Annotated in this window: 22 protein-coding genes and 1 tRNA gene; 9 read left to right on the top strand and 14 right to left on the bottom strand. The window is 58.4% G+C overall.

The genetic code is table 11. From position 1 onward, the window contains the following. Positions 1 to 31 precede the first annotated feature (31 nt). Positions 32 to 949 carry a nitrogen assimilation transcriptional regulator NAC gene (nac, locus tag BMW97_RS13895; protein ID WP_045908128.1) on the top strand — a complete coding sequence of 306 codons (918 nt, stop codon included), beginning with the start codon at positions 32 to 34 and terminating at the stop codon, positions 947 to 949. Between the two features lie 96 nt (positions 950 to 1045). Next, positions 1046 to 1996: an HTH-type transcriptional regulator Cbl gene (cbl, locus tag BMW97_RS13890; protein ID WP_028013741.1), complete on the top strand. Its 951-nt coding sequence runs from the start codon at positions 1046 to 1048 to the stop codon at positions 1994 to 1996. 42 nt (positions 1997 to 2038) lie between these two features. Here the strand turns inward: cbl and BMW97_RS13885 are convergent, their stop codons facing one another. Next, positions 2039 to 2647 carry a glutathione S-transferase family protein gene (locus tag BMW97_RS13885; protein ID WP_045908129.1) on the bottom strand — a complete coding sequence of 203 codons (609 nt, stop codon included), beginning with the start codon at positions 2645 to 2647 and terminating at the stop codon, positions 2039 to 2041. 170 nt (positions 2648 to 2817) lie between these two features. Between BMW97_RS13885 and BMW97_RS13880 the strand changes: the two genes are divergently transcribed. Then, positions 2818 to 3729, top strand: coding sequence for a LysR substrate-binding domain-containing protein (locus BMW97_RS13880; RefSeq protein WP_045908130.1), 912 nt, complete (start codon positions 2818 to 2820; stop codon positions 3727 to 3729). Positions 3730 to 3737: 8 nt separating this feature from the next. Here BMW97_RS13880 and BMW97_RS13875 read toward each other — a convergent pair whose 3' ends face one another. Then, positions 3738 to 4676 carry a LysR family transcriptional regulator gene (locus tag BMW97_RS13875; protein WP_045908131.1) on the bottom strand — a complete coding sequence of 313 codons (939 nt, stop codon included), beginning with the start codon at positions 4674 to 4676 and terminating at the stop codon, positions 3738 to 3740. Positions 4677 to 4817: 141 nt separating this feature from the next. On the opposite strand from BMW97_RS13875, the gene BMW97_RS13870 reads away from it, so the two are divergent. Beyond that, positions 4818 to 5207 (top strand): RidA family protein, encoded by a 390-nt coding sequence (locus BMW97_RS13870; protein ID WP_045908132.1) that lies wholly within the window; start codon positions 4818 to 4820, stop codon positions 5205 to 5207. A gap of 192 nt (positions 5208 to 5399) precedes the next feature. Here BMW97_RS13870 and BMW97_RS13865 read toward each other — a convergent pair. The 6 genes from BMW97_RS13865 to BMW97_RS13840 all read right to left on the bottom strand — a co-directional run bounded on the left by BMW97_RS13865 (position 5400) and on the right by BMW97_RS13840 (position 13606). Then, positions 5400 to 5475, bottom strand: a tRNA-Asn gene (locus BMW97_RS13865). Between the two features lie 164 nt (positions 5476 to 5639). Then, entirely contained in the window at positions 5640 to 7829 is a 2190-nt protein-coding gene (locus BMW97_RS13860) for a TonB-dependent siderophore receptor (protein ID WP_045908133.1), read from the bottom strand. Positions 7830 to 7855: 26 nt separating this feature from the next. After that, the gene (locus BMW97_RS13855; RefSeq protein ID WP_045908134.1) at positions 7856 to 9181 is read right to left on the bottom strand and encodes a lysine N(6)-hydroxylase/L-ornithine N(5)-oxygenase family protein; all 1326 of its coding nucleotides are present in this window, start codon (positions 9179 to 9181) and stop codon (positions 7856 to 7858) included. Continuing rightward, entirely contained in the window at positions 9178 to 10920 is a 1743-nt protein-coding gene (gene iucC, locus BMW97_RS13850; protein ID WP_045908135.1) for an IucA/IucC family protein, read from the bottom strand. Before iucC ends, BMW97_RS13855 begins: the two co-directional genes overlap by 4 nt. Then, a complete protein-coding gene (locus BMW97_RS13845) occupies positions 10917 to 11864 on the bottom strand; it encodes a GNAT family N-acetyltransferase (protein ID WP_045908136.1) in 948 nt (315 codons plus the stop codon). Before BMW97_RS13845 ends, iucC begins: the two co-directional genes overlap by 4 nt. Further along, positions 11864 to 13606 (bottom strand): IucA/IucC family protein, encoded by a 1743-nt coding sequence (locus BMW97_RS13840; protein ID WP_045908137.1) that lies wholly within the window; start codon positions 13604 to 13606, stop codon positions 11864 to 11866. The genes BMW97_RS13845 and BMW97_RS13840 overlap by 1 nt, the downstream gene beginning before the upstream one ends. A gap of 138 nt (positions 13607 to 13744) precedes the next feature. Here BMW97_RS13840 and BMW97_RS13835 point away from each other — a divergent pair, with 138 nt between their 5' ends. Beyond that, positions 13745 to 14956, top strand: a complete 1212-nt coding sequence (locus BMW97_RS13835) for an MFS transporter (protein WP_045908138.1) — start codon at positions 13745 to 13747, stop codon at positions 14954 to 14956. Here the strand turns inward: BMW97_RS13835 and mtfA are convergent. Beyond that, complete coding sequence (gene mtfA / locus BMW97_RS13830; protein ID WP_045908139.1) at positions 14953 to 15753, bottom strand: DgsA anti-repressor MtfA; 801 nt, start codon at positions 15751 to 15753, stop codon at positions 14953 to 14955. The genes BMW97_RS13835 and mtfA overlap by 4 nt on opposite strands. 216 nt (positions 15754 to 15969) lie before the next feature. Between mtfA and BMW97_RS13825 the strand changes: the two genes are divergently transcribed. From BMW97_RS13825 to BMW97_RS13815, 3 genes are all read left to right on the top strand, one after another. After that, the gene (locus tag BMW97_RS13825; protein WP_071530926.1) at positions 15970 to 16116 is read left to right on the top strand and encodes a DUF2256 domain-containing protein; all 147 of its coding nucleotides are present in this window, start codon (positions 15970 to 15972) and stop codon (positions 16114 to 16116) included. After that, positions 16113 to 17642, top strand: a complete 1530-nt coding sequence (locus BMW97_RS13820; protein WP_090392945.1) for a cryptochrome/photolyase family protein — start codon at positions 16113 to 16115, stop codon at positions 17640 to 17642. Before BMW97_RS13825 ends, BMW97_RS13820 begins: the two co-directional genes overlap by 4 nt. A gap of 94 nt (positions 17643 to 17736) precedes the next feature. Beyond that, positions 17737 to 18636 (top strand): L-proline-binding transcription factor PsrA, encoded by a 900-nt coding sequence (locus BMW97_RS13815; protein WP_045908141.1) that lies wholly within the window; start codon positions 17737 to 17739, stop codon positions 18634 to 18636. Here the strand turns inward: BMW97_RS13815 and BMW97_RS13810 are convergent. The 3 genes from BMW97_RS13810 to BMW97_RS13800 all read right to left on the bottom strand — a co-directional run bounded on the left by BMW97_RS13810 (position 18611) and on the right by BMW97_RS13800 (position 22288). Then, entirely contained in the window at positions 18611 to 19399 is a 789-nt protein-coding gene (locus tag BMW97_RS13810; protein WP_045908142.1) for a substrate-binding domain-containing protein, read from the bottom strand. The genes BMW97_RS13815 and BMW97_RS13810 overlap by 26 nt on opposite strands. Then, the gene (locus BMW97_RS13805) at positions 19396 to 20709 is read right to left on the bottom strand and encodes an MFS transporter (protein ID WP_045908143.1); all 1314 of its coding nucleotides are present in this window, start codon (positions 20707 to 20709) and stop codon (positions 19396 to 19398) included. The genes BMW97_RS13810 and BMW97_RS13805 overlap by 4 nt, the downstream gene beginning before the upstream one ends. 280 nt (positions 20710 to 20989) lie before the next feature. After that, positions 20990 to 22288 (bottom strand): serine hydrolase domain-containing protein, encoded by a 1299-nt coding sequence (locus BMW97_RS13800; protein WP_045908144.1) that lies wholly within the window; start codon positions 22286 to 22288, stop codon positions 20990 to 20992. A gap of 106 nt (positions 22289 to 22394) precedes the next feature. Between BMW97_RS13800 and BMW97_RS13795 the strand changes: the two genes are divergently transcribed. Beyond that, complete coding sequence (locus BMW97_RS13795) at positions 22395 to 23288, top strand: LysR family transcriptional regulator (RefSeq protein ID WP_045908145.1); 894 nt, start codon at positions 22395 to 22397, stop codon at positions 23286 to 23288. Here BMW97_RS13795 and fumA read toward each other — a convergent pair. After that, the gene (gene fumA, locus BMW97_RS13790; RefSeq protein WP_045908146.1) at positions 23277 to 24926 is read right to left on the bottom strand and encodes a class I fumarate hydratase FumA; all 1650 of its coding nucleotides are present in this window, start codon (positions 24924 to 24926) and stop codon (positions 23277 to 23279) included. The two genes, BMW97_RS13795 and fumA, sit on opposite strands and share 12 nt — an antisense overlap. A 52-nt stretch (positions 24927 to 24978) precedes the next feature. Next, positions 24979 to 26487: an anion permease gene (locus BMW97_RS13785; protein ID WP_008500292.1), complete on the bottom strand. Its 1509-nt coding sequence runs from the start codon at positions 26485 to 26487 to the stop codon at positions 24979 to 24981. Positions 26488 to 26715: the final 228 nt, after the last annotated feature.

Below are 26715 nucleotides of genomic sequence, written 5' to 3'. Positions count from 1 at the left end.
TTCCGGCACAGCATTTCGAACAGGGGGCAAAATGAACTTAAGACGACTGAAATACTTCGTAAAAATCGTCGATATCGGCAGCCTGACTCAAGCGGCAGAAGTGCTGCATATCGCGCAGCCTGCGCTGAGCCAGCAGGTGGCTACTCTGGAAGGCGAGATGGATCAGCAGCTGTTGATCCGCACCAAACGCGGCGTCACGCCAACGGAAGCCGGTAAGATCCTGTATACCCATGCGCGCACCATTCTTCGCCAGTGTGAACAGGCGCAGCTGGCGGTGAATAACGTGGGCCAGACCCTGAGCGGGCACGTGTCCATCGGGCTGGCGCCGGGAACGGCGGCATCGTCCATAACCATGCCGCTGCTGCAGGCCGTCCGCGCTGAGCTGCCTGAAGTGCTGGTCTATCTGCACGAAAACAGCGGTTCTGTCCTGAATGATAAACTGCTCAGTGGCCAGCTGGACATGGCGGTCCTTTACGATCGCTCCCCGGTTGCCGGGATCACCAGCCAGCCGCTGCTGAAAGAAGATCTCTACCTCGTGGGCACCCGCGACTGCCCGGGCCAGAGCGTCGACCTTACCGCCGTGGCGGAAATGAACCTCTATCTGCCGCGCGACTACAGCGCCGTGCGCGTGCGCGTGGACGAAGCATTTTCCCTGCGCCGCCTGACGGCCAAAATCATCGGCGAAATCGACTCGATCTCCACGCTGACCGCAGCCATTGCCAGCGGCATGGGGGTGACCGTTCTGCCGGAATCCGCAGCACGCTCGCTGTGCAGTGCGGCAAACGGCTGGATGGCGCGGATAACCACGCCTTCCATGAGCCTGCCGCTGTCGCTGAACATGTCCGCACGCGGTTCGCTGTCGCCACAGGCGCAGGCGGTAAAAGAGATTTTGATGTCGCTGGTCAGCAAGCCATCGCTTGAGAACCGTGAACTCCAGCTCGTGAGCTGATATTCCATAAAAGCATAAGATGCTGGTTTTTATTATTTGTTCTGCAGCTCGGCTGACTCTAACAATAGAGCTATGTCAGATGCGCCGGAGTGAATCGTGAATTTCCAGCAACTTAAAATTATCCGTGAGGCGGCCAGGCGGGACTACAACCTGACCGAGGTCGCCAATATGCTTTATACCTCTCAGTCCGGCGTCAGCCGCCATATCCGCGAGCTGGAAGAGGAACTGGGCATAGAGATCTTTATCCGTCGCGGCAAGCGGCTGCTCGGCATGACGGAGCCGGGTAAGGCTTTGCTCACCATCGCTGAGCGGATCCTCAACGAGGCCAGCAACGTGCGTCGCCTGGCGGATCTCTTCACCAATGACGCCTCGGGCGTGCTCACCATTGCCACCACCCACACCCAGGCGCGCTACAGCCTGCCGCCGGTGATTAAAGCGTTCCGCGAACTTTTCCCTGACGTCCGTCTGGAGCTTATCCAGGGCACGCCGCAGGAAATTGAAGTGCTGCTGCAAAACGGTGGGGCGGATATCGGCATTGCCAGCGAACGCCTGAGCAACGATCCGCTGCTGGTGGCTTTCCCCTGGTTCCGCTGGTACCACAGCTTATTACTTCCGGTCGATCATCCGCTGAATCAGGTTTCTCCCCTGACGCTGGAAGACATTGCGAAATGGCCACTCATTACCTACCGCCAGGGGATCACCGGACGCTCGCGTATTGATGAAGCCTTCAACCGCAAAGGGTTAACGCCGGACATCGTGCTGAGCGCGCAGGATTCTGACGTGATCAAAACCTACGTCGAACTGGGGCTGGGCATTGGCCTGGTGGCGGAACAGTCCAGTGGGGAACGCGAAGATGGGAACCTGGTGCGTCTTGACACGCGTCATCTGTTTGACGCCAACACCGTATGGCTTGGCCTGAAGCGTGGACAGCTGCAACGTAACTATGTGTGGCGCTTTATCGAGCTCTGCAACGCCGGGCTGTCGGTGGATGAGATTAAACGTCAGGTGATGGAGCCGGAAGAAGTGGCGATTGATTATCAGATTTAGGTGCGGTTTTGCCCGGTGGCGAGTGCTTACCGGGCTCGCCACTTAGCTGAATGGGTATTTTCTAAAGACCGCCTGTGATTCGAATGATTCGGCAAGCGATTGGATCGCGCTAAACTCCGCTGCACTAACGATGTGCGGGATCATCGACAGCATAAACGTCCAGACAACCGTGCCGGTAATGGCCACCTGATTGGGCACTGTGGTGACCGGACGCGCCTGCAGTAATCTATTCCATTCCCTGCAGGCCGCCAGCAGTTGGGTTGTAATGCGTTCGACCCATGTATCATGCTGCTTCTCAACCGGGCGCAGGTTGTGTTCATAAACATTTTGCACGGCTTTCTCCGCAGCGGCGAGGATAAAGCCCAGCGTCTGGAGATCGTTTGCCAGCGCATCTGGATCGACGGGCAGGAGTCTGCGCTCAGGGGCGGCCTGAGCCTCAAAATAATTCAGTATCAGCGAGGAATCCATCAGATGTATTCCGTTATCCAGAACCAGCGTCGGGGCTTTTACCGCGGGGTTGATCCGGGAGAACGCGTCGAAGGTGCTAAAGACTGACAGCGGCTGGCTTTCAAACTCAACGCCATAAAGCTCAAGGGAGATCGCCACGCGCCGTACATAAGGTGAATCCATCATGCCAACAAGCTTAATCATCTTTCCCGTTTTCCTGTCTCTGTGAAAGAACGCGTCATTGAAAAGGATGACCCGACATTACAATACAATTTGCATGGTGAATATCTTCAGTATCTTACCGTAAGGGTTAGTATTACTGACATATGATCAGGTTGCCGCTGTATATCCAGCGCAGATAAGGAAGTGCTTTCATGTCGGATTTTCCACCCATTGCCAGTTTGCGAAGCTTTGAAGCCGTCGCCCGTCTTGGCAGCGTGACGCTGGCGGCGAAAGAACTCCACGTTACCCATTCCGCTATCAGCCAGCAGATCAAAACGCTGGAGGAGATGGTGGGCGTAAAGCTGTTTATCCGTCAGGGGCGAGGAGTGCAGATCAACGAAGAAGGGCGGCTCTATGCCTTACAGGTACGCGAAGCGTTGAACCACATCGCGGATGCTACCCGACTCGTACAGGTGAAGCCGAGAAAGCAGGAGTTGACGCTGGCGATGGTGCCGTCATTTGGATGCCACTGGTTATTACCGCGTCTGGCTCGTTTTCGGGCGAAATATCCGCTTATTACCCTGCGGATCCAGGCCAGCCTGACGGTCACCAGCCTGCAGCAGGAAGGGATAGATATCGCGATACGGATGGGGCAGGGAAACTGGGAAGAGAGTGAAAGCCATTATCTTTTTTCCGATGAGCTTATTGTGGTGGCCGCACCGGGCTATAACGGGGGCGTGCTGCCCGCTACGCCAGCGGAGATTGCAAAGAGTCATATTATTTTCTCCATGGAGTCGTGGAAAGCATGGTGCATGAATGCGGGTCTTGAGAAAGAGATCGTGCCTGGCGGTTTATGCGTTAACGACTCGAATTTAATTATCGAAGCCGTCCGGCTTGGAGAAGGCATCGCGCTGGAGCGCCGCTCTCTGGTTCAGGATGCCATCACCCGAGGTGAACTGGTCCAGCTAACCTCTGTCACCGCACCGTATCCCTGGCCTTACTGGCTGGTGACGGCGCAGTTAACGGAGGCGAAGCCGGAGGTGGGGCTTTTTGTGGCGTGGCTGGATGAGGAGGTGGCGGCCTGGCGGCGAGCGGTGAGTGCTGTGGAAAGTAACCAACCCTAATGAGCGAATCAGGGGCTGGGAGTAAGTGACTTATTATTGGAATTAGGAACATGTTGCCGCATCAATTCAACGATCCAATCAATAAAAACGCGCAGTCTGGCGTTGACATGGCGGTTAGGCGGAAATGCCAGGTACAGGGGCATTGGCTTAATACGCCAATGTTCGAACAGCCGAATCAAGGAACCACAAGCCTGATGCGCTTCTGCCATATAGACCGGCAGCGCAATTACGCCTAATCCCGCTAACCCAGCTTCGAGGTAAGCATTGCCATCATCCACTGCAAGCACGTAGCTGCCCTTGATTTCAATATGTTCACTCTCGCTGTGCAGTAACAGAGGATCAATCTTACCGGTGCGTGAGGATAAGAATCCCACTATGCGATGGTCGGTGTTTTCCAGCTCACGCGGATGCGCAGGGGAGCCAAGGCGTTCCACATAGCTCGGTGCGACGTAAACACCGATTTGCAAATCACCGACATGACGTGCGATCAGGGACTGGTCGTTGATTTCGCCACCGCGCAGGACGCAATCCACGTTGTCGCCGATCAGATCCACCACCCGGTCACTCACGCCCAGGTCGAATTGAATATCAGGATAGCGTGCGTGAAAAGCCGGCAGCGCGGGCACCAGCACCAGGCGGGCGAGAGGAGTGGGCACATCTATCCGCAGGCGTCCCCTGGGCGTCATCGTCGCGCTGGACAGGCTGTTTTCAGCATCTTCCATATCCGCCAACAGGCGGATGACGCGCTCGTAGTAGATCGCGCCATCGGGAGTGACGCCGAGCCTGCGGGTGGTGCGATGGAGCAGCTTGACGCGCAGGCGCGCTTCCAGCTGCTGAATGAGCTGCGTCACTGTAGTTTTGCTCATATGAAGCGTTTGGGCAGCCTTTGTAAAACTGCCTGCCTCCACCACGCGAGCAAAGGCGCGCATCGCATCGAAACGATCCATCACTTGTCCTCTCTTTTCACCGATTGTTTGGATATTACAAACAATGATGGACAAAGTCGCTTGTTTATCCGCCAGAACCTGCACCTGTAAAGTGTCTGTATGTTCACCGGGCAGATTTCGCCCCATTACAAAGGTACAAACATGACAGCACGCGAAGCAGTTTTCCCCTCCGGTCGGCAGGCGCTCTATGAGCGCAATCGGTATTCACCCGCCATCAAATCCAACGGTTTCTTGTTCGTTTCGGGGCAGGTGGGTAGTCGCGAGGATGGTTCGCCTGAGCCCGATCTGAAAACGCAGGTCAGGCTGGCCTTCGATAATCTTAATGCTGTCCTCGCGGCTGCGGGCTGCACGTTCAGTGACGTGGTTGACGTGACCCTCTTTGTCGTCGACCCCGAGTCAAACCTCGACGCTATCTGGAGTATCCTGCCAGAATATTGGGGGGAAGCGCCTTACCCTACGTTGACAGGGATCGGCGTGACGTGGCTGTACGGATTCCAGTTTGAGATAAAGGTGATTGCCCGGCTGCCCTGAGCGTTACGGGTTCTTCCGCCAGTCGAAAGATAAGACAGAGGTAAATTGATGAAAGCAGCGGTTTATTGCCCGGTGGCGCTGCGCTTACCGGGCCTACGGTCCCGTAGGTCGGGTAAGGCGAAGCAGCCACCCGACAATTTTACCCGACGCAGAAAAGCAAAAAGCCTGCTTCAAAAGCAGGCTTTTCAAATTTGGCTCCTCTGACTGGACTCGAACCAGTGACATACGGATTAACAGTCCGCCGTTCTACCGACTGAACTACAGAGGAATCGTGTGAACGAGGCGCATAGTAGCGACCTCACTACGCCTTGTCAAAGGGTGAAAACGCACTTTTCGTTCGTTTGCCGACAATTTCAGCAAATCGCTGATTTTATAGTAAATTTGCTTCGAAATTACACAGCAAATTGCGCCGCCCGCAGGCGGCGCGCAGGATTAGAACAGAACGGAGTAGTTCAGACCAAACGTCCGCCCGCGGCCTTTGTAGGTATACAGACCTGGTGCACCGTAGGTTGGGCTATACAGCCCCGGCGCGCGCTGGCCCCAGGCGGTGGTGTAGTCTTTGTCCAGCAGGTTTTCCACGCTGAAGCTGACTTTACCCACCGGCAGGGCGTAGCTGCCCAGGAAGTCGACCGTGTTGTAGCCATCGATCTTCTTGCCGTCGGCGTCGGAGACGTCAAAGGTCTGCGTGCTCTGCACGCGCAGGGTCCAGTCGCCCGGCGCCCAGTTGACCCACGCGCTGGCTTTTGACGGGCTGGCGCTGTCGACCGTCAGCTTCTCCCATTTCCCGTTTTCGCGGGTTTCAGACTTAATGGCGTTAAAGTTCGCGCCCGTGCTCCAGTCGCTGTTGGTGAAGAAATAGTCCACCTGACCTTCCACCCCGTAGATACGACGCTTGTCGTCTTCCAGGTTGATGGTCATGTCCGTCTTGTTGATGGTGATGGTTTTATCCGAGAGCGAGTAATACGCCGCAACCTGCGTGCGCAGGTTATCCCCGGTGTAGCGCCAGCCCAGCTCATAAGCGTTGACCTTGATACCGTCCAGCTTCGAGTCGTTCACGTTGACGCTGTTCAGCAGGCGATAGTGACCGTTGCTGAGCTGATAGGTCCCGGAGCCGTAGTACTTCGCCAGGTCCGGAATTTCGAAGCCCTGGGAGAAGTTAAACCACACCTGCTGCTGTTCGGTCAGGCGACCAAGGATCCCGGCGTTAAACAGGAAGTTGTTGTAATCGGTTTTCCCACCCGGCACCGCGTCGGCGGAGGTGGCTTTCCCGGTAGCGATGGCCTGCTGCTGGGTGTAACCGACAAAATCGTCCACCTTGTTCTCGGTGTACTGGTAGCGCACGCCGCCGCTCAGGGTGATGGCGTCAATATCGTAGCTGGCCTGCAGGAACGGGGCGAGGTTGGTGATGCTGTAGCCCGGGTAGCGGCCCACGTTGTAGGCGTTATCCAGCTCCATGCCGCCGCTCGCTGCAGCTTTGCTCAGGTTAAAGAACTGCTGGTTGGCGTCGAAGGTTTCGTGGTCGGCATCCATACCCCAGGTCAGCGTCAAATCGTCCACCGGCTTGCTGTTCAGCGTCAGCTTGCCGCCGTAAAAATCGGTTTTCTGCTGCGACGCGCCGATGCTGCTGACCACGCCTTTGGTCAGGGTCGGGAACGGATAGTAGGTCAGGCTCTCGTCGCGATAGTAAATCTGCGCGACCAGATCCTGGCCCCAGAAATCGGTATTGGAGTACTGCAGGTTGATCAGATGGCGCTCGGTACCCGGCACGCGGTCAGAATCGAGGTTACCTTTGTTGTACGCGGTCGCATCCCCCGTGACCGCCGAGAAGTTCTTCCCGAGATACAGACCATGCTTGCCGTCGGACTCGCTCTTATAGTACTGAGTGGTCAGTTGCAGCTGCTGGTGATCGTCAATATTGAGGGTGCCTGTGCCCATCACATCGATACGGTCGGAATACTGTAAGCCGGTCTGGGTGTTATCAATGATCACCTCGTCGCCGTTGCCATCATACCAGCCGCCGTAGCGCTGATACGACACCGACAGACGACCGGATGCGTTATCGTTGCCGCCGCTGACCGCTGCCGATACGTTCTCATCATGGTCGTTGTGGCTGTTGAACCCGCTTTTAGCACCCGTCTGGAACTCGACTTCGGTCTCAGGCTGGCCCTTTTTGGTAACGATATTCACCAGACCGCCGGTACTGCCTCCGCCGTAGAGTGACGTGGCGCCGGAGATGACTTCGATACGGTCAATGTTGAACGGATCGATAGAGTCGAGCTGGCGGCTGTCGCTGCGGGACGAGTTCAGGCGCACGCCGTCCACCATCACCATCATGGAGCGGCCGCGCAGGTTCATGCCGTAATTGGTACGCCCCTGGCTGCTGACGTCCATACCCGGGATCAGCTGTGCCAGCACTTCTTTAATCTCTTTCCCGCCCTGAACCTGCTGCTCAATTTCAGCCCGCTCAATGACCCAGGTGGTCTGCGCCATCTCCGCCACGCTGCGGTGCGCGCGGCTGGCGGAGACCACGATATTTTCTTCCTTTTGTTCTTCCGCCCACGCAGAGGTAGAAAGCATTGCAAGCAAGCAAGGATTTAAAACCCAAAGATGAGAACGTTTCATTGTTATGTTGACCCTGATTGTGTGTGTCAGTACTCGGTGGTTTTTGCTAATGATTTAAAAACCTGACTGTTCTCCGGGCTGGTGGTGCTTCGCCAGTGGATAACGCCAGGCGTGGTAGCCAGCTCAAACGGCTCGTCAGCGTGCGCGCGATTCAGAATGCGCGCCGCGCGCCAGGCCATCAGGCTGAGCTGGGGTTCGGCAATGCCGAGACGGTGCATCCCGGCATTCACGGCGAACAGGCGGTTGCTCTGCGGACCGTCCCATTTGAGGGTGAAATCGTTGTTGATGCAGAAGGCTTCGTCCGTATCCAGATGCAGGCGGTGAGACAGCGGCGCCAGGAACGCAGGCTGCACGGCGCGATAGCCGGTGGCAAAGATCGTCACGTCGCTCTCCAGCTGCTCTCGGCCGCCGTCAAGGTGATGCTGTATGCTCAGGCGCTGGCCGTTTTCCAGGCGCGTCAGGGCTGTCACCGAGCGGGACGGCATCAGGTGCGCCCAGGGTTTTTCACGCAGTACTTCGAAGCGATGGTACATGGCGCGGTAAATCGCCAGCAGTGACTCGGTGGTGATGCCGTCGGAGGTCATCTTCTGCTCGTGTAGCATCTGCCGACGTGCCTCTTCACCGAGCGTGGAGAAGCTGTCCACGTACTCCGGCGTGAAATACTCGTTAGCAAAGGCGGCTTCATCCAGCGCATTGTAGTTGTTGCGGCGCGAGACCCAGTTCAGGCTCAGCGGCTGGCCCCATTCGCCACGGAAAATATTCAGGAACAGGTCGGCACCGCTCTGGCCGCCGCCGACGATGGTAACGCGCTTGCCCGCGAGATCCGGCGTGCGCAGCATCATCTCGCTGGCATGGAAGCAGCTATCGTCCTGCGTCGTGACGCAGTCCGGCAGGTTGATCTGCTTACCGATCCCTACGCAGACGTGGCGCGCCAGGAAGCGGTCGCGCTGGGTCACCACCTCAAACAGGCCGTTTTTCTCATCAAAGCTCACCTGCTGCACCTGCTGGCTAAAGGACAGGTTGGTGAGGTTGTCCGCCGCCCAGCACAGGTAATCGGCAAACTCTTCCCGCGAAACGGTGCGCTGTTCGGTGGTCAGGAAGCGGTAGAACTTTTTGCGCTGCACCAGGTAGTTCAGGAAGCTGTGGCGGTTGGTCGGCTCCACGGCGCTGACCAGATCCTTCAGGAAGCTGGTCTGCATGTGGCAGTCAGGCACCATCATTCCCGGGTGCCAGGAAAAGTGAGGTTTACGCTCAAGAAACAGCGAGCTAAAACCGTCCAGCCCTTCCGCCAGCGCGGCGATGCTGAGGTTAAACGGGCCGATACCAATGCCGATGAAATCATAGGTTTTCATTGCGCTGACTCCCGGGAGGCCAGAAAAAGAGGGTTATCAAGGTCGGTGACGTAGTTCGGCAGCATGCGACTGCCGCCGTCGTGTTCGGAGAAGGTCAGTTTGACCGGGTTGAGGATCACGCGAATAATCTGCGGCTTAAACAGGTCGAACTTCGCGAAGCGATCGGCAAGCTCGGGGTGCGCGGCCATATAGCGGTGCAGAACCCCGGCGAGGATCTGATAGAAACGCGTTTCGCTGACGCCGCTTTGCAGCGTGAGGCGTGAGATAAAACGCAGCACCGTCACAAAGTTGCCGGTTTGCAGATCGTGAATGATGTAATCCGCGCTCAGGCGCGCCGTGACGGCCTTCACCTGTTCCGGCAGGCTCTGGGCCTGAGGGAAATCTTCATCCACCAGGCGCATATCGCCCTGGAAATCCTTCAGCAGGATGCGCTGCGGGACATAATCCTTCATCACCAGCGTCACGTTCTGGCCGTGGGCGATCAGCGCCACGCCGTAGCGGCAGAGCAGGTGATAGAACGGGATCACCGATGCCTCAAACAGTTTTTCCAGCCATGCGTCAGGGCTTAACCCGGAACGGTTGATCCACGCGTCGATGAGCGGACGCCCGGCGTTGTCGGTTTCCATTAGCGCAGCCAGGAGCACCGCCTGTTCGCCGTCCTGCAGATAGCAGGACGGGTTTTCCCGCCAGATCACGCCCAGCATCTCCTGATAGCGATAGGGTGCTTTCGGCAGCGCCGCATAGCCCGGGTGCGACAGGTATCCAGCAGCGGGCTCACCCAGCACCTGCGCGCCAGAGCGGGCAAGCGTGGCGTCGCTGGCGAACTGCTGCTGCAGCCAGCGCGAGGCCAGCGGCCCGGCGGCAATGTATTTGCCCGGAATACCGCGATAGCAGGAGGTGTTATAGATGGTCAGCGGCAGCTTGATGTCATACGGCGCGCGGCGGCTGGCGTTGGTGAGCGTGCGCAGGGACTGCTGGGCCAGGTACTCATCGCCAAACTCGCCCAGCTCAACCATTTCACCGCGCGCCAGCTGCGCAAGGAAATGAATGGCAATTTTTTGCTGCCACTGCCACGGGTGCAGCGGCACGGGCAGCCAGCCGTCGTCGAGACCCAGCGCCTGCCAGCGGGTGTCAAAGCGGGCGCGCTCGGCGTTGTCCATGGCGCTGGCCAGCAGGGCGCTGATATCGCAATCGGCGTCGCTGCTCCAGACCAGATGCTCCCGCTGAACGGCAACCCAGTGCAGACGAAAACGTCCGCGATACTCAGGCGCGTACTGACGCAGCGCGTCCAGACCCCAGCCGCGGCGGCCTTTGTTGAAAATAAACTTCGGGTGACCGCGCATCAGGCACTGTAATTCGTCCGGATCGAGGTGGATCAGCGCGTCCGCGTCCAGCGCTTCACGCGCCTGCAGCAGCTGCATGTCGCCGCGCAGCGTGGCGTAGAGATCTTCCATGTGCTCCGCCGTCTGCGCGTCGCTCATCTCCAGCACCTTCGCCAGCTGCAGCAGCGCGCGCTCCGCCTCCACGGCGGCACCGCTGGCGGTGGTCAGGCTATCCGGGTCGATATGCAACCAGCCCCAGATCCCGCGCGTGGCGCAAAACTGCCAGGACTCGTTGCCCATGGTGATGCGCCAGGCGTCAGACGCAAGCGGCTCAGCGCGCAGGGTGCGTTCATACTCCAGCTCGGCGAGGATCTTCGCCACCATCTCGCGGTTCACTTTTTCCCAGAGCGCGTTCACAGGCCCACCTCGCTGAAGAAGCGGTGACGCTGGCTCATAATGAGGCGCGAGCGTTTATGCGGGAAGTCGAACTCTTTCACCGTGTCGAAACCGGCAGAGTCCAGATGGCGGAACAGGCGCTGGTTATCGAAGCGCGGCTCGGCGACAATCCGCGTGGTGCGCGGTTCATCCAGATACAGGTAGTGGCTCAGACCGCGCAGCCAGCTGCGGATATACTGCGCACCGCGCCAGTTTTCTTCGCCCACCAGCATGTGTAGCCCGCGGTCAAACGGCTGCCAGCGGTAGTGGCGGCCAATACGGTCTTCCGCCGCCCAGTAGAGTTCAAAATAGCCGAACGGCTGGTCGTCGAAGCAGCCGATAACCGGGTAGCAGTAGGTCGAGTCGAGCTGACGGCGCAGGTAGTTTTCCTGCTCGGCCTGCGGGCCCGCCATCTCCCAGAAGGCGTTCACGCGCGGGTTGTTCATCCAGCGGGTAAAACGTTCGCCGTCCAGCGCGACGTCGGCCACGCGGAAGCTGAGGGTGCGCTTAATTTGCGGATCGTAACGGCGATACACTTCGCCCTGCGGGCGGTGAGGGCGCAGCGGGAAATACAGCTGACGGCTCTCGTCAAACTGCATTCCGCCGCTCGCCTGATGCCATTCGCCTTTCAGCCACAGCGGCAACTGCCAGAAGGCATTGCGCGCCAGATAATCACCGTGGGCCAGGCCAAACAGCGCCTGCGCCTGGGGTTCATCCTGCCAGTCCGCCCACGGTAACGTAATGCCGGTCAGCGCGGGGGCGGCCACAAACAGCTGATCCAGAGCTTCCATCAACCAGCCGTCCGGGATCCCCTTCAGACGCTCCAGCACCGCGCTGCCGTCGAGACCCAACGCCAGCGGCAGGGGGCGATCCGTTGCGGTGCAGTGAAAGCCGTAGCCGGAATGGACGATATTCGCGATAGCCATCACGCCTTCTCCTTGTAGAACGGGTTGCTAAAGTCGAAATAGATCACCGCCGGATCGGCGATGGTGTTTTCATTGCGATCGTGCAGGTAGCAGAAGAAGTTGCCTTTGCAGTTCCAGGTCGGGCTGTCGAGCACGTAGTCGAGGCAGCGGGTTTGCTTCGCCGTGCGGCGCAGTTCTGCCAGCGCGTCGCGCACCCGGGACATCAGGCTCTCTTCGCTGTCAAATCCGGCGGCGGCAAGGGAGGCGGTGACGGCAAGGGTGGAGTTCAGCAGCAGGTAGTAAGGGAAGTAGCGCAGCAGCTGGCTCTCGCCGAAGCGGTTTTCCACCTCAGTTTCGCCCGCCTCTTTCAGCCACGCGTCGGCGCCTTCGGTCCACGCGCTGCCCTGGCAGTCGCGATAGATCAGCCCGACCGGGAAATCCTGCTGCATCTCAACGAGGATATTTTGCTGGTGCGCCAGCAGGACCAGACCGTAGTCCGCCTCGGCGCTGAACAGCGGAAGCAATACGCGGTCGCAGTAGGCGTCCAGCCAGCAGCGGGCGGCCTGAGCGAGCGGTAAATCGAGACGCTGGCTCAGACGGCGCACCGCCGCAGCGAGCAGGCTGTCACCGCCGTCCGGCGCGGCCTGCGTCAGGCTCACCAGCACGTTGGTCTGGGTGGCTGGCGTATCGAACAGCAGATTAACGCGCAGGGCCATCAGGCTCTCTTCCTGAATGACGCCGCTGTCATCGCGCAGTCCCGCCCAGCCGTCTTCCTGCATCACGCGCATGGTCGGGTAGCGCGCCTGTAATTCCTGCCAGCGTTCCGTTTTTGCCAGACGCGCCAGGCGCATGCCGCGCTTCACCTCTTTCACCGACAGCGTGCGCACGGAGTTGGTCAGGCGCACGCTGAGGGAGAACTTAATCATGTCGCTGTTGGTCTCGCTGTACAGCGAGCGGGAGGAACTGGTGGGCAGCCACTGTGCGCCCGCTTCACCCAGATCCTGCAGTGAACCGTTTCCCGCCAGACGCTGGCACCAGTCTTGCTCCAGCAGATAGTCGGCCTGCCACGGGTGCATCGGCAGCAGCCAACGGGTGTCGGTGAAGTGGCCGAGCAGCTCGGGCGCGCTCTGGGCCGCAAAGCGCAGCAGACGTTCACGCAGGGAGACGTTCAGGCTGTCGCCGGCAACGAGTGTGCTCTCAACGGCAAACCAGCGCAGCGGGAAGCGGGAGGCGAAATCAGGCAGGTAGCGACGCGCCTCGGTTTCGTTGAACGGCTCGTGCGACTTCGGTGCCGGATGAAACGCATGGCCGACCAGCAGCGCCTGTTCCGCGTCGGCAAACGTCAGCGGCTTATCGCGCAGGGTTGCCCAGCGGTGGCGTAAATCAATCGCCTGCCAGGTATGGACATGGCTTTCGAGAACGCGCTGCTTAAAACGCGCCAGCGTATCGGCATCCAGCGAGCCTTTTACGGACGGTTTTTCAAGAATTAAATCAACCAGTTGAGAGAATGTGACAGCGTCACTGCGGTCGCTGTTGCTCTGAATAAGCGTTGCCGGGAAACGGTACTGATGATGCTGGGTGGGAGAGAAATAGCGTACCGGCACCCGAAGCGCCTGGGTTTGGGAAAGCGGGATATGGATCTCAGATAGCGCATCCGCATCGGTAGCGGGGAGATAGCGCCAGTCCTTCGTTTCGCGCAACAGGGCGTTTAAAAAACACTGGGCTGCAACGTCTGTACCGGCGGCGCGGAGCAGAGCACGCATAGATGTACCTCATTCCATGATTGATAATAATTCTCGTTATGATATTCATTCTGTTTACACTCGCAACCATTTTTGCAATATTTGTTTTCATAAACTTCATAATTTCCACACATTTATTGACACTATGTTCACATTCTCATGCGCGCTGACTCTGAAACCTTGACGGAAAACGTCACCTCAAAAGCTAACTGGCCCCTGGCGCTATCTGCGGGTTTACTGGGCATCGGGCAAAACGGTTTGCTGGTGATGCTCCCGCAGCTGGTCACCCTGACCGGGCTGTCACTCTCGGTCTGGGCCGGGCTGTTGATGTTTGGATCCATGCTCTTTTTACCGGCATCACCCTGGTGGGGGCGTCAGAGCGAGCGGAAGGGGTGTAAGTCCGTCATGCTGGCCTCGCTAAGCGGCTATCTGGCCAGTTTTGTTGTGATGGCGCTGGTGGTCTGGGCGATGGCGGCCGGAAGGCTGGATACGGTCTGGGGGCTGGCGGGGCTTATATTCTCGCGCCTGCTCTACGGACTGACGGTCTCGGGGCTGGTGCCTGCGGCCCAGACGTGGGCGATTCAGCGTGCGGGACTGGAGAAAAGAATGGCGGCGCTGGCGACGATAAGCTCCGGCCTCAGCTGCGGGCGTTTGCTCGGCCCACCGCTGGCGGCGCTGATGCTCAGCGTTAATCCGGTCGCGCCGCTCTGGCTGATGGCGGTTGCGCCGCTTCTCGCTCTGCTGCTGGTGCTTCGCGAAGTCGCTGACCCGCCGCTGCCGCCGGTAGCCCACCAGGCAACCCGCCTGCAGGCCTCCATGCTGCCGTTCCTGCTGCTGGCGCTGCTGCTGGCGGCGCTGGTGAGCCTGATGCAGATTGGCCTGTCACCGCATCTTAGCCCGCTGCTGGACGGTAACGCCCGGGAGATCAGCCATCATGTCGCGCTCCTGCTGAGCCTGGCCGCGCTGGCCACGCTCGCGGCACAGTTTCTGGTGGTACGCCCGCAGCATTTCAGCCCGGTGACATTGCTCTGTATCGCGGCGGTGCTGATGGTGGCAGGGCTTGGGCTGATGTCTGTTGCCGGTTTAATGTTGTTCTACGTGGGGATTGTTATCACGTCACTCGGGGCGGCGATGGCCACGCCGGGCTACCAGCTTCTGCTGAACGATCGGCTGACGACGGGGAAAGGCGCGGGCGTCATCGCCACCAGCCACACGTTAGGCTACGGCGTCAGCGCACTGCTGGTGCCGGTCGTGACGCGCTTTTACGGGGAGCAGGCTTTAACGGTGGCCGCATGGGGAATGGCGGTGCTGTTTTTAGCCCTGAGCATAGGGGTATGGTCAACTGAGCGTACCCCTGCTGAAAAAGCTTAATGGACCTGGCGGGAGGAGGAATGCCCGCCAGCCCCCTCATTCTGCCGCAGGCGCTGGAGCGGATCCTGCTGATAAAACTGGCAGAAACGTTGCCACAGGGCCGGGAAACGGGGCGCGAAAAGCTCTGGCGCGCTGAAGAAATACTCGGAGAGCACCGCAAAGCACTCAGCCGGGTCGGTTGCCGCATAGGCGTCAATGCTGGCCGCGCTCTCGCCCACAAGGTCTATTTCATCCTGGATGTTATCCATCGCCGCGTGCAGGTCGTGCTCCCAGCCCGCGACCTCGCGAAGCGGGATCAGCGGAACGCCGCTGGCGCGATCGCCGTTGCGGGTATCCAGTTTGTGCGCCACCTCATGGATAATCAGATTAAAACCGGAGGCGTCGAACGAGTCCTGAATATCGAGCCAGTTGAGGATTATCGGCCCTTGCTGCCAGCTTTGTCCGGACTGCACCACGCGCTGGTTATGCACCAGCCCGATGTCGTCCTGCCATTCGTCATCCACCACGAACGGCGCGGGATAGATAAGCACTTCGTGGAAACCGTCCAGCCACTCAATGCCGAGTGCAAGCACCGGCAGACAGAACAGCAGGGCGATGCGGGCGTTTTTCAGGGGATCGAGTTCAAACCCCTGCAGTGGCACCAGGCGTTTTTGCTGTAAAAAACGATCCGCCAGTTGAACCAGTTTCGATTGTTCATCCGGGTTTAGATTAGCCAGAACAGGGATCGTCAGCGCGTCATCCCATGGCAGCGCTACATCCCGGCCAGCCTCATTCGTTTTCCAGGGCCACTTTATCATCGCTTTGCTCGCAAACTCGTCACTTGAACAAAAATGGGAAAGTCAGGTTCGGTTAAGATGCCAGAAAATCGTTCACTGCGACAAATCCAGCCTGAATAAACTATCATTTCGTACGTAGCGGTGGGTAGCGGTTTGCGGGCATCACCTTCATTTTGTGAAGTCTGTCGTGGCCTTTATCCGCAGGTGGGGTGAATTAATCAGTGCGGTATTGAAAAGATGAGCGATTTCAAAGGTAACAAGCAGGACCTGCCCAGTCGACTGTGTGTGCACTGCCAGCGGCCCATGACGTGGCGCAAGAAATGGGCGAAATGCTGGAATGAGGTTAAATACTGTTCTGAGCGTTGCCGCAGGAGCCACCGTTGACCGAGCTGCGTCTGATCCTGGGCGATCAGCTTAATCCGCATCACAGCTGGTTTGATACCTGCAGTCCGAACGTCATTTACGTGATGCTGGAACTCCGGGCAGAAACCGCCTATGTGCTTCATCACGCCCAGAAAGTTATCGCTATCTTCGCCGCCATGCGCGCGTTTGCCTCTGCATTAAAAGAGAAGGGGCATCGGGTGAGGTATGTCCGGCTCTCTGATGGCTCGAACCGCGGCGCGCTGGAAGACAATCTCAACGCGCTTGTCGCGCATTACCGCGCGGATAGGGTGATATGGCAGGAGCCAGACGAATGGCGTCTTGATACGCAGCTGCAGGCGTGGGCGAAGACGGTCTCCGTTGAAACGGCCTGCGTCAGTAGCGAGCATTTTTTCACCACTCGGGAACAGGTCAGCGCGTTCTTTGCGTCACGCAAAAGCTGGCGAATGGAGTACTTTTATCGGGAAATGCGTCGTCAGCACGGCGTCCTGTTAACCTCTGAAGGCGAGCCGGAAGGGGGGAAATGGAATTTCGATGCTGAAAACCGCAAGCGCTGGTCCGGCGAGCCTCCCGCGCCGGGGGACGCGCGTCCCTGCCACGATCGTTCCGCCTTATGGGCGGAGATCCAACGCTGCGGCGTAAAGACCTTCGGCGAACCGCAGGCCGACAATTTTCGCTGGCCGCTCAACCGTGCGGAAGCCAAAGCCAGGCTGGATGATTTTATCGCGCACGTGCTCCCGCAGTTTGGAAACTGGCAGGACGCGATGCACGCGGAGGAACCTTTTCTTTTCCACTCGTTAATTTCATTCGCGCTGAACGCTAAAATGCTTAATCCGCGGGAAGTGGTCGCGGCCGCCCAGCAGGCGTGGCGTTCGGGCCACGCGCCGCTGCCTGCCGTAGAAGGGTTTATCCGACAAATTCTCGGCTGGCGGGAGTATGTGCGCGGGATCTACTGGTCGCAGATGCCGGGCTATCGGGAGCTGAATGCCTTAGACCAGCACGCCCCGCTGCCGGACTGGTTCTGGACGGGGAAGACGCAGATGCGCTGCCTGGCGCATGCCGTTGGGCAGTCGCTCACCGAGGCTTACGCCCACCATATCCAGCGCCTGATGGTCATTGGAAACTTTAGCCTGCTCAGCGGCCTGTCGCCGCAGGCGGTCCATGAATGGTATCTGGGAGTCTATATTGATGCCTTTGAGTGGGTGGAGCTGCCCAACACCCTCGGCATGAGCCAGTTTGGCGATGGTGGGTTACTGGCGAGTAAACCCTACGTCTCGAGCGCGTCATATATTCATAAAATGAGTAATTACTGTCAGGGGTGCCGGTATCAACACAACCAGCGTACCGGCGAACAGGCGTGCCCCTTCAATGCCCTTTACTGGGACTTCTTTGCGCGCAATAAGGCGCGTCTCGGTAACAATCCCCGCCTGGGCATTGTCTTTAAACAGCTAGCGGACATGACGGAAGAGGATCGGCAGGCCATTGCAGACCGCGCGGGGTACGTCCGCCTGCATCTCAACGACCTCTGATCGGTATTTCAACGCCTGGGCGGTTGCGGCAGGTCAATAAGACGCTATTATTTTTGACTTTGTTGCGTATTCCCTGACAGGACATCCAGACGCTATGCCCGTGAATTTTGACCTTAACGATCTTTATGCTTTCAGAGCGTTAGTGGAATACGGTAACTTCCGTGTCGCCGCTGAATCTATCTGTTTATCCCAGTCGGCGCTGAGCCGCAGGATTGAAAAGCTGGAAGCCGCGCTGGGAAACAGGCTGTTCGATCGCACCACCCGCCGCGTGGCGCTGACGCTCTACGGACAAAACTTTGCCGAGCGCTCCGCACAGTTGCTCGACAGCGTTGAGTCAATGCTCGCGGATGTCGATAAGGCCAGTGAAGAGCGGACGGGGCTGATCACGGTTGCCACGGTACCTTCCGCGGCCTGTTACTTTATGCCTGACGTGATCCGGCGTTTTCAGTCTCGCTATCCGCGTGTTCGCATTAAGCTCATCGACAGCAGCGCGGGCAATGTGATTGACGCCGTGGCCCGCAGCCAGGCGGATTTCGGTATCTGCTTTGCAGGAAACCTGCCGTCTGAAATCGAATTTTTCCCGCTGGTGGAGGATGTCTACGTTGCGGCGTGCAGAAAGGATCATCCTCTGGCGCAGAAGAGTCACCTGACGTGGAAGACGTTTTACCAGCAGGATTATATCTCCCTCGATAAAACGTCAGGCAACCGCAATCTGCTCGACCGGATGCTGGGGGATATCGTTCCCGAGCGGCCCAGCGTCTGCGAAACACGTCACGTTACCACGATGCTCGGTATGGTTGAGGCGGGGATCGGCATCGCTGCCGTTCCCGCCATGTCAATGCCGACCTCAGAGCACACGCTGTTGACGCATCTGCCGCTGATGGCGCCGGAAGTGAAACGCACCGTGGGGCTTATCCGACGCCGGGGGCGCATCCAGTCTTATATTGCGGCTGAACTGGAAAAGCAGATCACCGAGCAGTATCGCCGGACGTAACGGGGATCATCCCCGTCTCCGTAATGACGGCCCTTGAGGGCGGTGAGGCGAGATAGGTCAACAGCGCTTTCCCCTCCCCGGGATGTTCTGCATGGCGGGTAACCGCGCCCGCGAAGCGCGTGATGTATTGCACATTGTCAGGGATTTTCCCGACAAAGGTGACGCCCTGAACCGGCAACAGCTCGCTAACCTGCTGGAAACCGAGGGTGTATTTTCCATTTGCCACTTCTGAGGCGACCGGAATACGTTCGACCTTTGTCGCTTTACCCGCCACTTCTTTTTCTATTCCCAGCTTTTTGAATAATGCCTGGCTGACGTACCTGCCGCTGGCGCTGTCAGAGTAGGCGATGGAGCTGGCCTGCAGCAGCGTTTCACGCAGTTTCGCATCGCTGCTGATATCCGGTACTTTCGCTCCTTTTTTTACCACCATGCCAACGGGAGAATCCGCGAGTTCCGTTCGCGAACCCGGCTGGGTCTGGCTGGCCTTTTCGAGCTTCTCCAGCGCATCGCCCACCATAATCACCACGTCGGCCTTCTCGCCGCGCGCCAGTCGGTTTGGGATCGCCTGCGGCGTATTGCCCATTGAGGGGCCGGGGATGATCACAATTTTATCCCCGGTCCGGTGTTCATATTCCGGGGCCAGCTTTTCAAGGGCGGCTTTAAAACCGCCTGAGATCATCACCTTCACGTCCTGGGCAAAGGCATTGACGCTCAGGAACGTCAGCACCAGCGCGCTTGCGGTATAGCGATAAGTGCGTTTCATACTGCCCCCTCTGACTTGACGGTGTTTTGCAGCGATACCGCGCGGCGGCGGTAGAGGTAGAGCGTCGCCAGCAGGGCACATACCGCGGCGAAGCTCATCCAGTAGCCCGGCGAGGCTTTGTCGCCGGTGTATTCAATCAGCGCGGTGGACATGACCGGGGTAAAGCCGCCAAAGACCGCCGTTGCCAGGCTGTAAGCCAGCGAGAAGCCCGCCACGCGCACTTCAGCCGGCATAATTTCCGTCAGAGCCGGGATCATTGCGCCGTTATAGAGGCCGTAGAGGAAGGAGAGCCACAGCAGCACGCTCAGCATCATCGAGAAGCTGGGCGCGCTCGCCAGCAGCGTCAGGGCCGGGTAGCTGGTCGCCAGCGCCAGCAGGGTCATGGCAATCAGCACCGGCTTGCGCCCGAAGCGATCCGACAGGGCACCGCCCACCGGCAGCCAGATGAAGTTAGAGATCGCCACCAGCAGCGTGACCAGCAGGCTGTCCGACGCGCTCAGCATTAGCACCTTTTTGCCAAAGGTGGGCGCATAAACGGTGATCAGATAAAAGGCCGTGGTGGTCATCGCCACCATCAGCATGCCCGCGACCACCACCTGCCAGTTCGCGAGCAGCGTTTTAAAGACCTGACGCATCTCCAGATGATGGCGACGCGCGCTGAACTCTTCCGTCTCTTCCAGCTTGCGGCGCAGGAAGAAGATAAACGGCACGATTAAACAGCCGAACACGAACGGGATTCGCCAGCCCCATTCGCGGATGGCGCTCTCTTCCAGCATCGCGTTCAGCGCAAAGCCCATTGCGGCGGCGACCATAATGGCGACCTGCTGGCTACCGGACTGCCAGCTGGTGTAAAAACCCTTGCGGCCCGGCGTGGCGATTTCAGCCAGATAGACCGACACGCCCCCAAGCTCCGCGCCGGCGGAAAAGCCTTGCAGCAGACGGCCCGTCAGCACCAACAGCGGCGCCCACAGACCGATACTTTGATAAGACGGAATAAGCACGATCAGGAAGGTCCCCGCCGCCATGATGGACAGCGTGACAATCAGCCCCTTTCTGCGGCCCACTTTGTCGATATACGCGCCAAGCACGATGGCGCCGATTGGACGCATCAAAAAGCCCGCGCCGAAGACGGCGAAGGTCATCATCAGCGACGCAAATTCACTGCTCGCCGGGAAGAACGTGTGGGCGATGTAGGTGGCATAGAAGCCGAACAGAAAGAAATCGAATTGCTCAAGAAAGTTGCCGGACGTGACGCGAAGTATCGCGCCCGCTTTCGACCGTACGGTTGCAGGTGAGGTTGAGGAAAACATGGTTATCTCCAGTTTATTGTTGACGTTTTACGCGTCTGTTTCTGAAAACTGGATCAGGATGAGGAATTAGATAAGCGCAAATGCCGCATCGACTGATGCATTTCTTGCATGAATATAAGTCGGTTGTTAAATACAATTAATGGCAACAATAACTTAACAAACCGTTGGCTTTTTATTCACCAGTAATCTGTAAGTCTCTGATATTGCGATTTTGTGATGTGGCGCAGAGGCGCGTTTCAGAATGCGCCGGGTAACCGCTTCATTACCCGGCGGATGCATTTTAGCGCAGCGCCCTGGCAATCGCGCTAAACATCAGAGAAGCTTCCAGCGGCTGGGCGCTGAAGGACGGCTCCGCCTGCGGCCAGGTAGACCACTGGACGATGACCAGATTTTCCTTCGGGTTCACCATGATCATCTGCCCGAAAATGCCCAGCGCCCAGAGCGAACCTTTTAGCGAATCCTGTGCTGTTGGCACTACGCCCGTGGCGTTTGCGGGCACTTCATTGTTCCACCACTGATAGCCGTACAGTCCCCCGGGATGGGCGTCTGATACCGAGCCTTTGGCCTTCGTCCAGTCTGACGACTGCCGGAGCCAGTTTTCCGGCAGGATGGTCTTACCGTTCGGCAGCGTACCGTTGTTCAGGATAAATTGCCCGAAGCGTCCCCAGTCCTCCAGCGTGGCGTTAAAGCCGTGCGCGCCGACGTCGTGCTGGCCTTTGCTGTAGGCATGCCACACGCCGTCGCTCGCCATGCCGTAAGGCTGCCAGATGCTTTTCTCCAGATAAGCTGCGAGCGTCATGCCGGTGGCCCGCTCCAGCACGTCACCCAGCAGCCAGGCGCCACCCGAAGAGTAAGACCAGCTCTCTCCGGCCGGATGCGCTCTGCGTAACCCCTTCACCAGCTTGTGCACGCAGTCATAGGTACCCGGCTTCGCCTCGCACTCGGTGAGCTGCGCAAAGTCGGAGTGGGGGTTGGTGTAATCCTCGTTCCAGGCCACGCCGGAGGTATGGGTGATCAGCTGTCTGAGCGTCACGCCATCCCACGCGGTGCCTTTCAGGTCGGGTTCATACCGCGTGATCAGATCGTCAAGCGAGTGGATCTTTCCCTCTTTGAGGGCCACGCCCACCAGCGTCGATACCACCGATTTCCCAACCGAGCGCGAGGTCCAGAGCGTCGAGTCGGTATTGCCCTCTCCAAGATACTTCCAGGCGATTTTGCCGTCCTTCAGTACCAGCATGCCGCTGGCGTTCTGGCGCTGGAGGTACTCCTGAAGGCCGTAGCGCCTGCCGTTGACCTGATAGTGTGCGTCCGTGAGCGGCTTGTCCGACATTTCCAGCGGCACAGAGTTACCGTGGCGGAAAACATCCCCGGCGTAGTTGCGGTAGTCATTGCGAAAGCCCACCACCCGATCGGCCTGACTCCAGGTGAGCATCTTATGGGTGTCAGGCAGCGTGGTGTCGAAGGGGGCAGGGCAGGCGCTGAGGTCGGTGCCTTTACAGGCCGCCACTGCCGCAGGGGAGATCAGGGTGCTGAAGACAAGGCCCGCCAGCAGGGCATGGTTTACTTTTCTGTTTTTCATATCCGTCTCTTACAGGTTAGGAACGGCTTCAGTTTAAAAACCCCGGGGCTATAATAAAAAACGCGTAGCGGGGGAAAATCCCCCCAAAAAACAGAAGGAGCGTAGCGTGGCGGGACTGATTTACTCTTTTGCACAGCTCGAGGCATTTACCGCCGTGGCCGAGAACGGGAGCCTGAGTAAAGCCGCGGTGGCGCTGAAGAAGGACCGAACGACGCTTCGCGATCTGGTTGATTTTCTTGAGGATGGGTTAGGCTACGCGCTGTTTATTCGCGACGGCCGCACCCTGCGGCTCACGCCCGAAGGGGAACAGCTTCAGCGCCAGGCGCACCTGCTGATGCGGCAGGTAAAAGCCTTTGAGGCGTTTGCCAGAGAGGTGCCGCACGGTGCCACGCAGGACCTGACGCTGGTCTACGATCCTTTTACGCCCAGAGCCTTTCTGCACGGGGTGATTGCTGAAATGGCGGTGCGAAAAATCCGCCTGAGCCTTATTTGCGCCTCGCGGGATGAATCGGAACGGCTGCTGGCGAACAACGACGCGGATCTCGCCATCTGCCAGGCACGCAACCGCAGCGTGGGCAATGATATGGAGTGGCGCGCCCTGGGTGCCATCGATATGGATTTTTATGCCGCCAGCGGGCTGTTTGCTGACCGTTCTTCGCCTCTGTCGCTGCTCGATCTCTCCCTGGTGCCCCAGGTCATCATGCACCCCGCCTCGGACGAGCCGGTGGCACGCCGCCTGCAGATTTCCGGGCATACCCTCTTTACCAATGAACCGGAGATGCTGCGCGGTTTGCTGGAGCGCGGCTGCGGCTGGGGATTCTTACCGACGCATTTTCACGCCGGGCAGTGGCAAAACGTAAAAAGGCTGCACACCGAAGTGGGCAGCCAGGGGATTGGTCAGACGATGGTCACCATCTGGAAGCCGGGAAGCGACAAGCGCAGCACGATCGCTGAAACGCTGTCGCTCTTGCCGGACGTATGGAAGCACTCAGCGCTGTGAACAGCCTTTACACTGCTGGTTCTGGATCTGCTGGAAGAAATCGTTGCCTTTGTCATCCACCAGGATAAACGCCGGGAAGTTCTCGACTTCAATTTTCCAGATGGCTTCCATGCCCAGCTCAGGATACGCGACGCACTCCAGGCTCTTAATGCTGTTTTGCGCCAGCACCGCCGCCGGGCCGCCGATGCTGCCCAGGTAGAAGCCGCCGTGCTTATGGCAGGCGTCCGTCACCTGCTGGCTGCGGTTGCCTTTTGCCAGCATGATCATGCTCGCACCGTGGGACTGCAGTAAGTCCACATACGAATCCATGCGCCCTGCGGTGGTTGGACCGAGTGAGCCAGACGCGTAGCCTTCCGGCGTTTTGGCCGGGCCTGCGTAGTAAATCGGATGATCTTTGACGTACTGCGGCAGTTCTTCGCCGTTGTCGATCAGCTCTTTCAGCTTCGCGTGGGCGATGTCGCGCGCCACGATGATGGTTCCGTTCAGCGACAGGCGGGTAGAGACCGGGTGCGCGGAAAGCTGCGCCAGGATCTCATTCATCGGCTTGTTCAGGTTGATGCTGACCACGTCGCCTTCACCCTGCTGGCGCAGCGATTCAGGAATGTACTGGCCCGGGTTGTGCTCCAGCTTCTCAATCCAGATCCCGTCGCGGTTGATTTTCGCTTTGATGTTGCGGTCCGCGGAGCAGGAAACTCCCATGCCAATAGGGCAGGACGCGCCGTGGCGCGGCAGGCGGATCACGCGGATGTCGTGGGCGAAGTATTTACCGCCAAACTGCGCGCCGAGGCCGAGGTTCTGTGCTTCCTGGAGCAGCTCCTGTTCCAGCTGAATATCGCGGAACGCCTGGCCGTGTTCGTTGCCTTCCGTTGGCAGCGCGTCGTAGTAGCGCGTGGAAGCCAGCTTCACGGTTTTCAGCGTGGCTTCCGCCGAGGTTCCGCCGATAACAAAGGCAATGTGGTACGGCGGGCAGGCTGCCGTCCCCAGGGTACGCATCTTCTCAACCAGGTAATTTTTCAGCTTAGCCGGGGTGATCAGCGCTTTGGTTTCCTGGTAGAGATAGGTTTTGTTGGCAGAGCCGCCGCCTTTCGCCATGCACAGGAATTTGTATTCATCGCCGTCCACGCTGTAGAGATCGATCTGCGCGGGCAGATTGGTACCGGTATTCACCTCTTTATACATATCCAGCGCCGCATTCTGGGAGTAGCGCAGGTTGTCATCAATGTAGGTGTTATACACGCCCTGGCTCAGGGCCGCTTCGTCACCGCCGCCGGTCCAGACGCGCTGGCCTTTTTTACCCATGATGATCGCGGTGCCGGTATCCTGGCAGGTCGGCAGCACGCCTTTGGCCGCGATTTCGGAGTTGCGCAGGAACTGCAGGGCAACGTACTTATCGTTCTGGCTGGCTTCCGGGTCGTTGAGGATGGCGGCAACCTGCTGCTGGTGGGAAGGACGCAGCATAAATGCGGCGTCGTGGAAGGCCTGCTGCGCCAGCAGGGTCAGCGCTTCCGGCTCCACTTTCAGGATTTCCTGGCCTTCGAACTCGGCAACGGAGACGTGCTCTTTGGTCAGCAGGTAGTATTCGGTGTCGTCATGCGAAAGAGGGAAGGGGTTCTGGTAGATAAACGGTTTGTTTGACATAGCTTGCTCCACAAAAATAAAACCGCCGGAGGAAGGCCCCGGCGGTCAGAAATCAGAACATCATGGACATCCACGGATAGCCAATCAGCAGCAGGGCCGCCAGGAAGATGGCACCGAAGATGGTGCCGAGGCGCCAGTAGTCTTTGGTTGGCAGGTAGCCGCTACCGTAGTAGATCGGGCTTGGGCCAGTACCGTACGGGGTGATGATCCCCATCACGCCCAGCGAGGTCACCATCAGCAGAACGAACACTTCCATATTCATGCCCGGAATGGTGGAGGCGATGGTCAGCATCGCTGGCAGCAGCGCCGTGGTGTGCGCGGTGGTGCTGGCAAACAGGTAGTGCAGCAGGTAGAACGCCAGCAGCAGGACGATGGTCGCCACGCCCGGAGAGATACCGCTCATTAACAGACCACCTTCTTTACCCAGCCAGCTGATGAAGCCGGTAGAGGAGAGGCCGTCCGCCAGCGCAACCAGGGTGGCGAACCAGACGAAGGTGTTCCACGCCGCTTTGTTACCGGTGATATCGTTCCACTCCAGCACGCCGGTCCACAGCATCAGGCCGACGATGAGCAGGGCAGCCATAGCGGGTTCAATCCACGCGGCGGCGAAGATCCACATCAGCAGCGCACAGCACACGAACACCAGCAGCAGAATTTCATTGCGGGACAGTTTGCCCAGTTTTTCCAGCTCACGGGTCGCCCACAGCGGCACTTCGTTGTTCACCTTCACTTCTGGCGGGTAGAACCAGTAGGCCAGCAGCGGCATGGCCAGAATCAGCAGGATACCCAGCGGCAGGAAGGCGAGGAACCAGGTGCCCCAGGAGATATCGATCCCAACCGTACTTTTCACCAGCGCCAGCGCCAGAAGGTTCGGCGCGAGGGCGGAGAGGAACATTGAACTGGTGATACAGGCCGCGGTGATCGCCACCCACATCAGGTACGAACCAATTTTACGCGCGCTTGGGTCGTTCGGTTTAGAACCGTACAGCGGCGGCAGGTTAGCGATAATCGGGTAGATGGTCCCGCCGCTGCGCGCGGTGTTGGACGGGGTGAACGGTGCCAGCAGCAGGTCAGCAAACGTAATCGCGTAACCGAGCGTCAGGCTGCGACGGCCGAGGTATTTCACCAGAATCAGCGCCAGACGGCGGCCGAAGCGGGTTTTGTCATAGCCTGCGGCGAACATGAAGGCACCGAAAATCAGCCAGACGGTCGAGTTACCAAACCCGCTAACCGCCCACTTAAAGGAGGCGCCTGCCAGCTTGAATTTCGGGTCAGCCAGCTGTTCAGGGCTGAACAGCACCCACTGGCTGCACAGGGCAATGGCGACCACGCCGGTCAGACCGATCACCGCACCCGGCAGCGGTTCGAAGATCAAACCGACGATCACGCCAACGAAGATAGCGAAATAGTGCCATGCGTAAGGAGGCAGACCTTCCGGTACCGGAACAAACAGCAGCAGTACGGCGACAATGACGGGCAGTGCCATCATCAGCAGACGTTTTGCGTTTCCATTTGATGCCTGGTTCGCCACAGGGGGCGTTACAGCAGTTTTTGTATTCATAGTTTCACGTCTTAAGTTGTCAAAGATTCGGTCGTACTGAAAAAACAAAATCATTTTCTTAAGTTTCTTTGCTTTTTTTAGTTATTAAAGGTGCGGTTTTGTATTTTCAGTAATAGCAATTTAACGCTTTTACGGTGGCGCTAAATTAAAAAATGATGATGTTTTTATATTGCGCTTTTGGATGCCATAACTATTGATCGCGATCAAAAGAACAGAATTGCAGCGTTA

Origin of the sequence: Enterobacter sp. NFIX58 (assembly GCF_900110475.1) — a bacterium.
Lineage (GTDB): Bacteria > Pseudomonadota > Gammaproteobacteria > Enterobacterales > Enterobacteriaceae > Enterobacter > Enterobacter quasiroggenkampii.
This window is presented reverse-complemented; position numbering and strand designations above follow the sequence as displayed.

Excerpts from the sequence above, each read along its gene's own strand:
- BMW97_RS13785 (WP_008500292.1), bottom strand. The coding sequence starts at position 26,487 with ATGAATACAAAAACTGCTGTAACGCCCCCTGTGGCGAACCAGGCATCA.
- BMW97_RS13815 (WP_045908141.1), top strand. The coding sequence starts at position 17,737 with ATGCCCGTGAATTTTGACCTTAACGATCTTTATGCTTTCAGAGCGTTA.
- BMW97_RS13875 (WP_045908131.1), bottom strand. The coding sequence starts at position 4,676 with ATGGATCGTTTCGATGCGATGCGCGCCTTTGCTCGCGTGGTGGAGGCA.
- BMW97_RS13855 (WP_045908134.1), bottom strand. The coding sequence starts at position 9,181 with ATGAAAACCTATGATTTCATCGGCATTGGTATCGGCCCGTTTAACCTC.
- BMW97_RS13880 (WP_045908130.1), top strand. The coding sequence starts at position 2,818 with ATGTCGGATTTTCCACCCATTGCCAGTTTGCGAAGCTTTGAAGCCGTC.
- BMW97_RS13885 (WP_045908129.1), bottom strand. The coding sequence starts at position 2,647 with ATGATTAAGCTTGTTGGCATGATGGATTCACCTTATGTACGGCGCGTG.
- BMW97_RS13860 (WP_045908133.1), bottom strand. The coding sequence starts at position 7,829 with ATGAAACGTTCTCATCTTTGGGTTTTAAATCCTTGCTTGCTTGCAATG.
- BMW97_RS13845 (WP_045908136.1), bottom strand. The coding sequence starts at position 11,864 with ATGGCTATCGCGAATATCGTCCATTCCGGCTACGGCTTTCACTGCACC.
- nac (WP_045908128.1), top strand. The coding sequence starts at position 32 with ATGAACTTAAGACGACTGAAATACTTCGTAAAAATCGTCGATATCGGC.
- BMW97_RS13805 (WP_045908143.1), bottom strand. The coding sequence starts at position 20,709 with ATGTTTTCCTCAACCTCACCTGCAACCGTACGGTCGAAAGCGGGCGCG.
- BMW97_RS13835 (WP_045908138.1), top strand. The coding sequence starts at position 13,745 with ATGCGCGCTGACTCTGAAACCTTGACGGAAAACGTCACCTCAAAAGCT.
- fumA (WP_045908146.1), bottom strand. The coding sequence starts at position 24,926 with ATGTCAAACAAACCGTTTATCTACCAGAACCCCTTCCCTCTTTCGCAT.
- BMW97_RS13800 (WP_045908144.1), bottom strand. The coding sequence starts at position 22,288 with ATGAAAAACAGAAAAGTAAACCATGCCCTGCTGGCGGGCCTTGTCTTC.
- BMW97_RS13825 (WP_071530926.1), top strand. The coding sequence starts at position 15,970 with ATGAGCGATTTCAAAGGTAACAAGCAGGACCTGCCCAGTCGACTGTGT.
- mtfA (WP_045908139.1), bottom strand. The coding sequence starts at position 15,753 with ATGATAAAGTGGCCCTGGAAAACGAATGAGGCTGGCCGGGATGTAGCG.
- BMW97_RS13810 (WP_045908142.1), bottom strand. The coding sequence starts at position 19,399 with ATGAAACGCACTTATCGCTATACCGCAAGCGCGCTGGTGCTGACGTTC.
- BMW97_RS13840 (WP_045908137.1), bottom strand. The coding sequence starts at position 13,606 with ATGCGTGCTCTGCTCCGCGCCGCCGGTACAGACGTTGCAGCCCAGTGT.
- BMW97_RS13870 (WP_045908132.1), top strand. The coding sequence starts at position 4,818 with ATGACAGCACGCGAAGCAGTTTTCCCCTCCGGTCGGCAGGCGCTCTAT.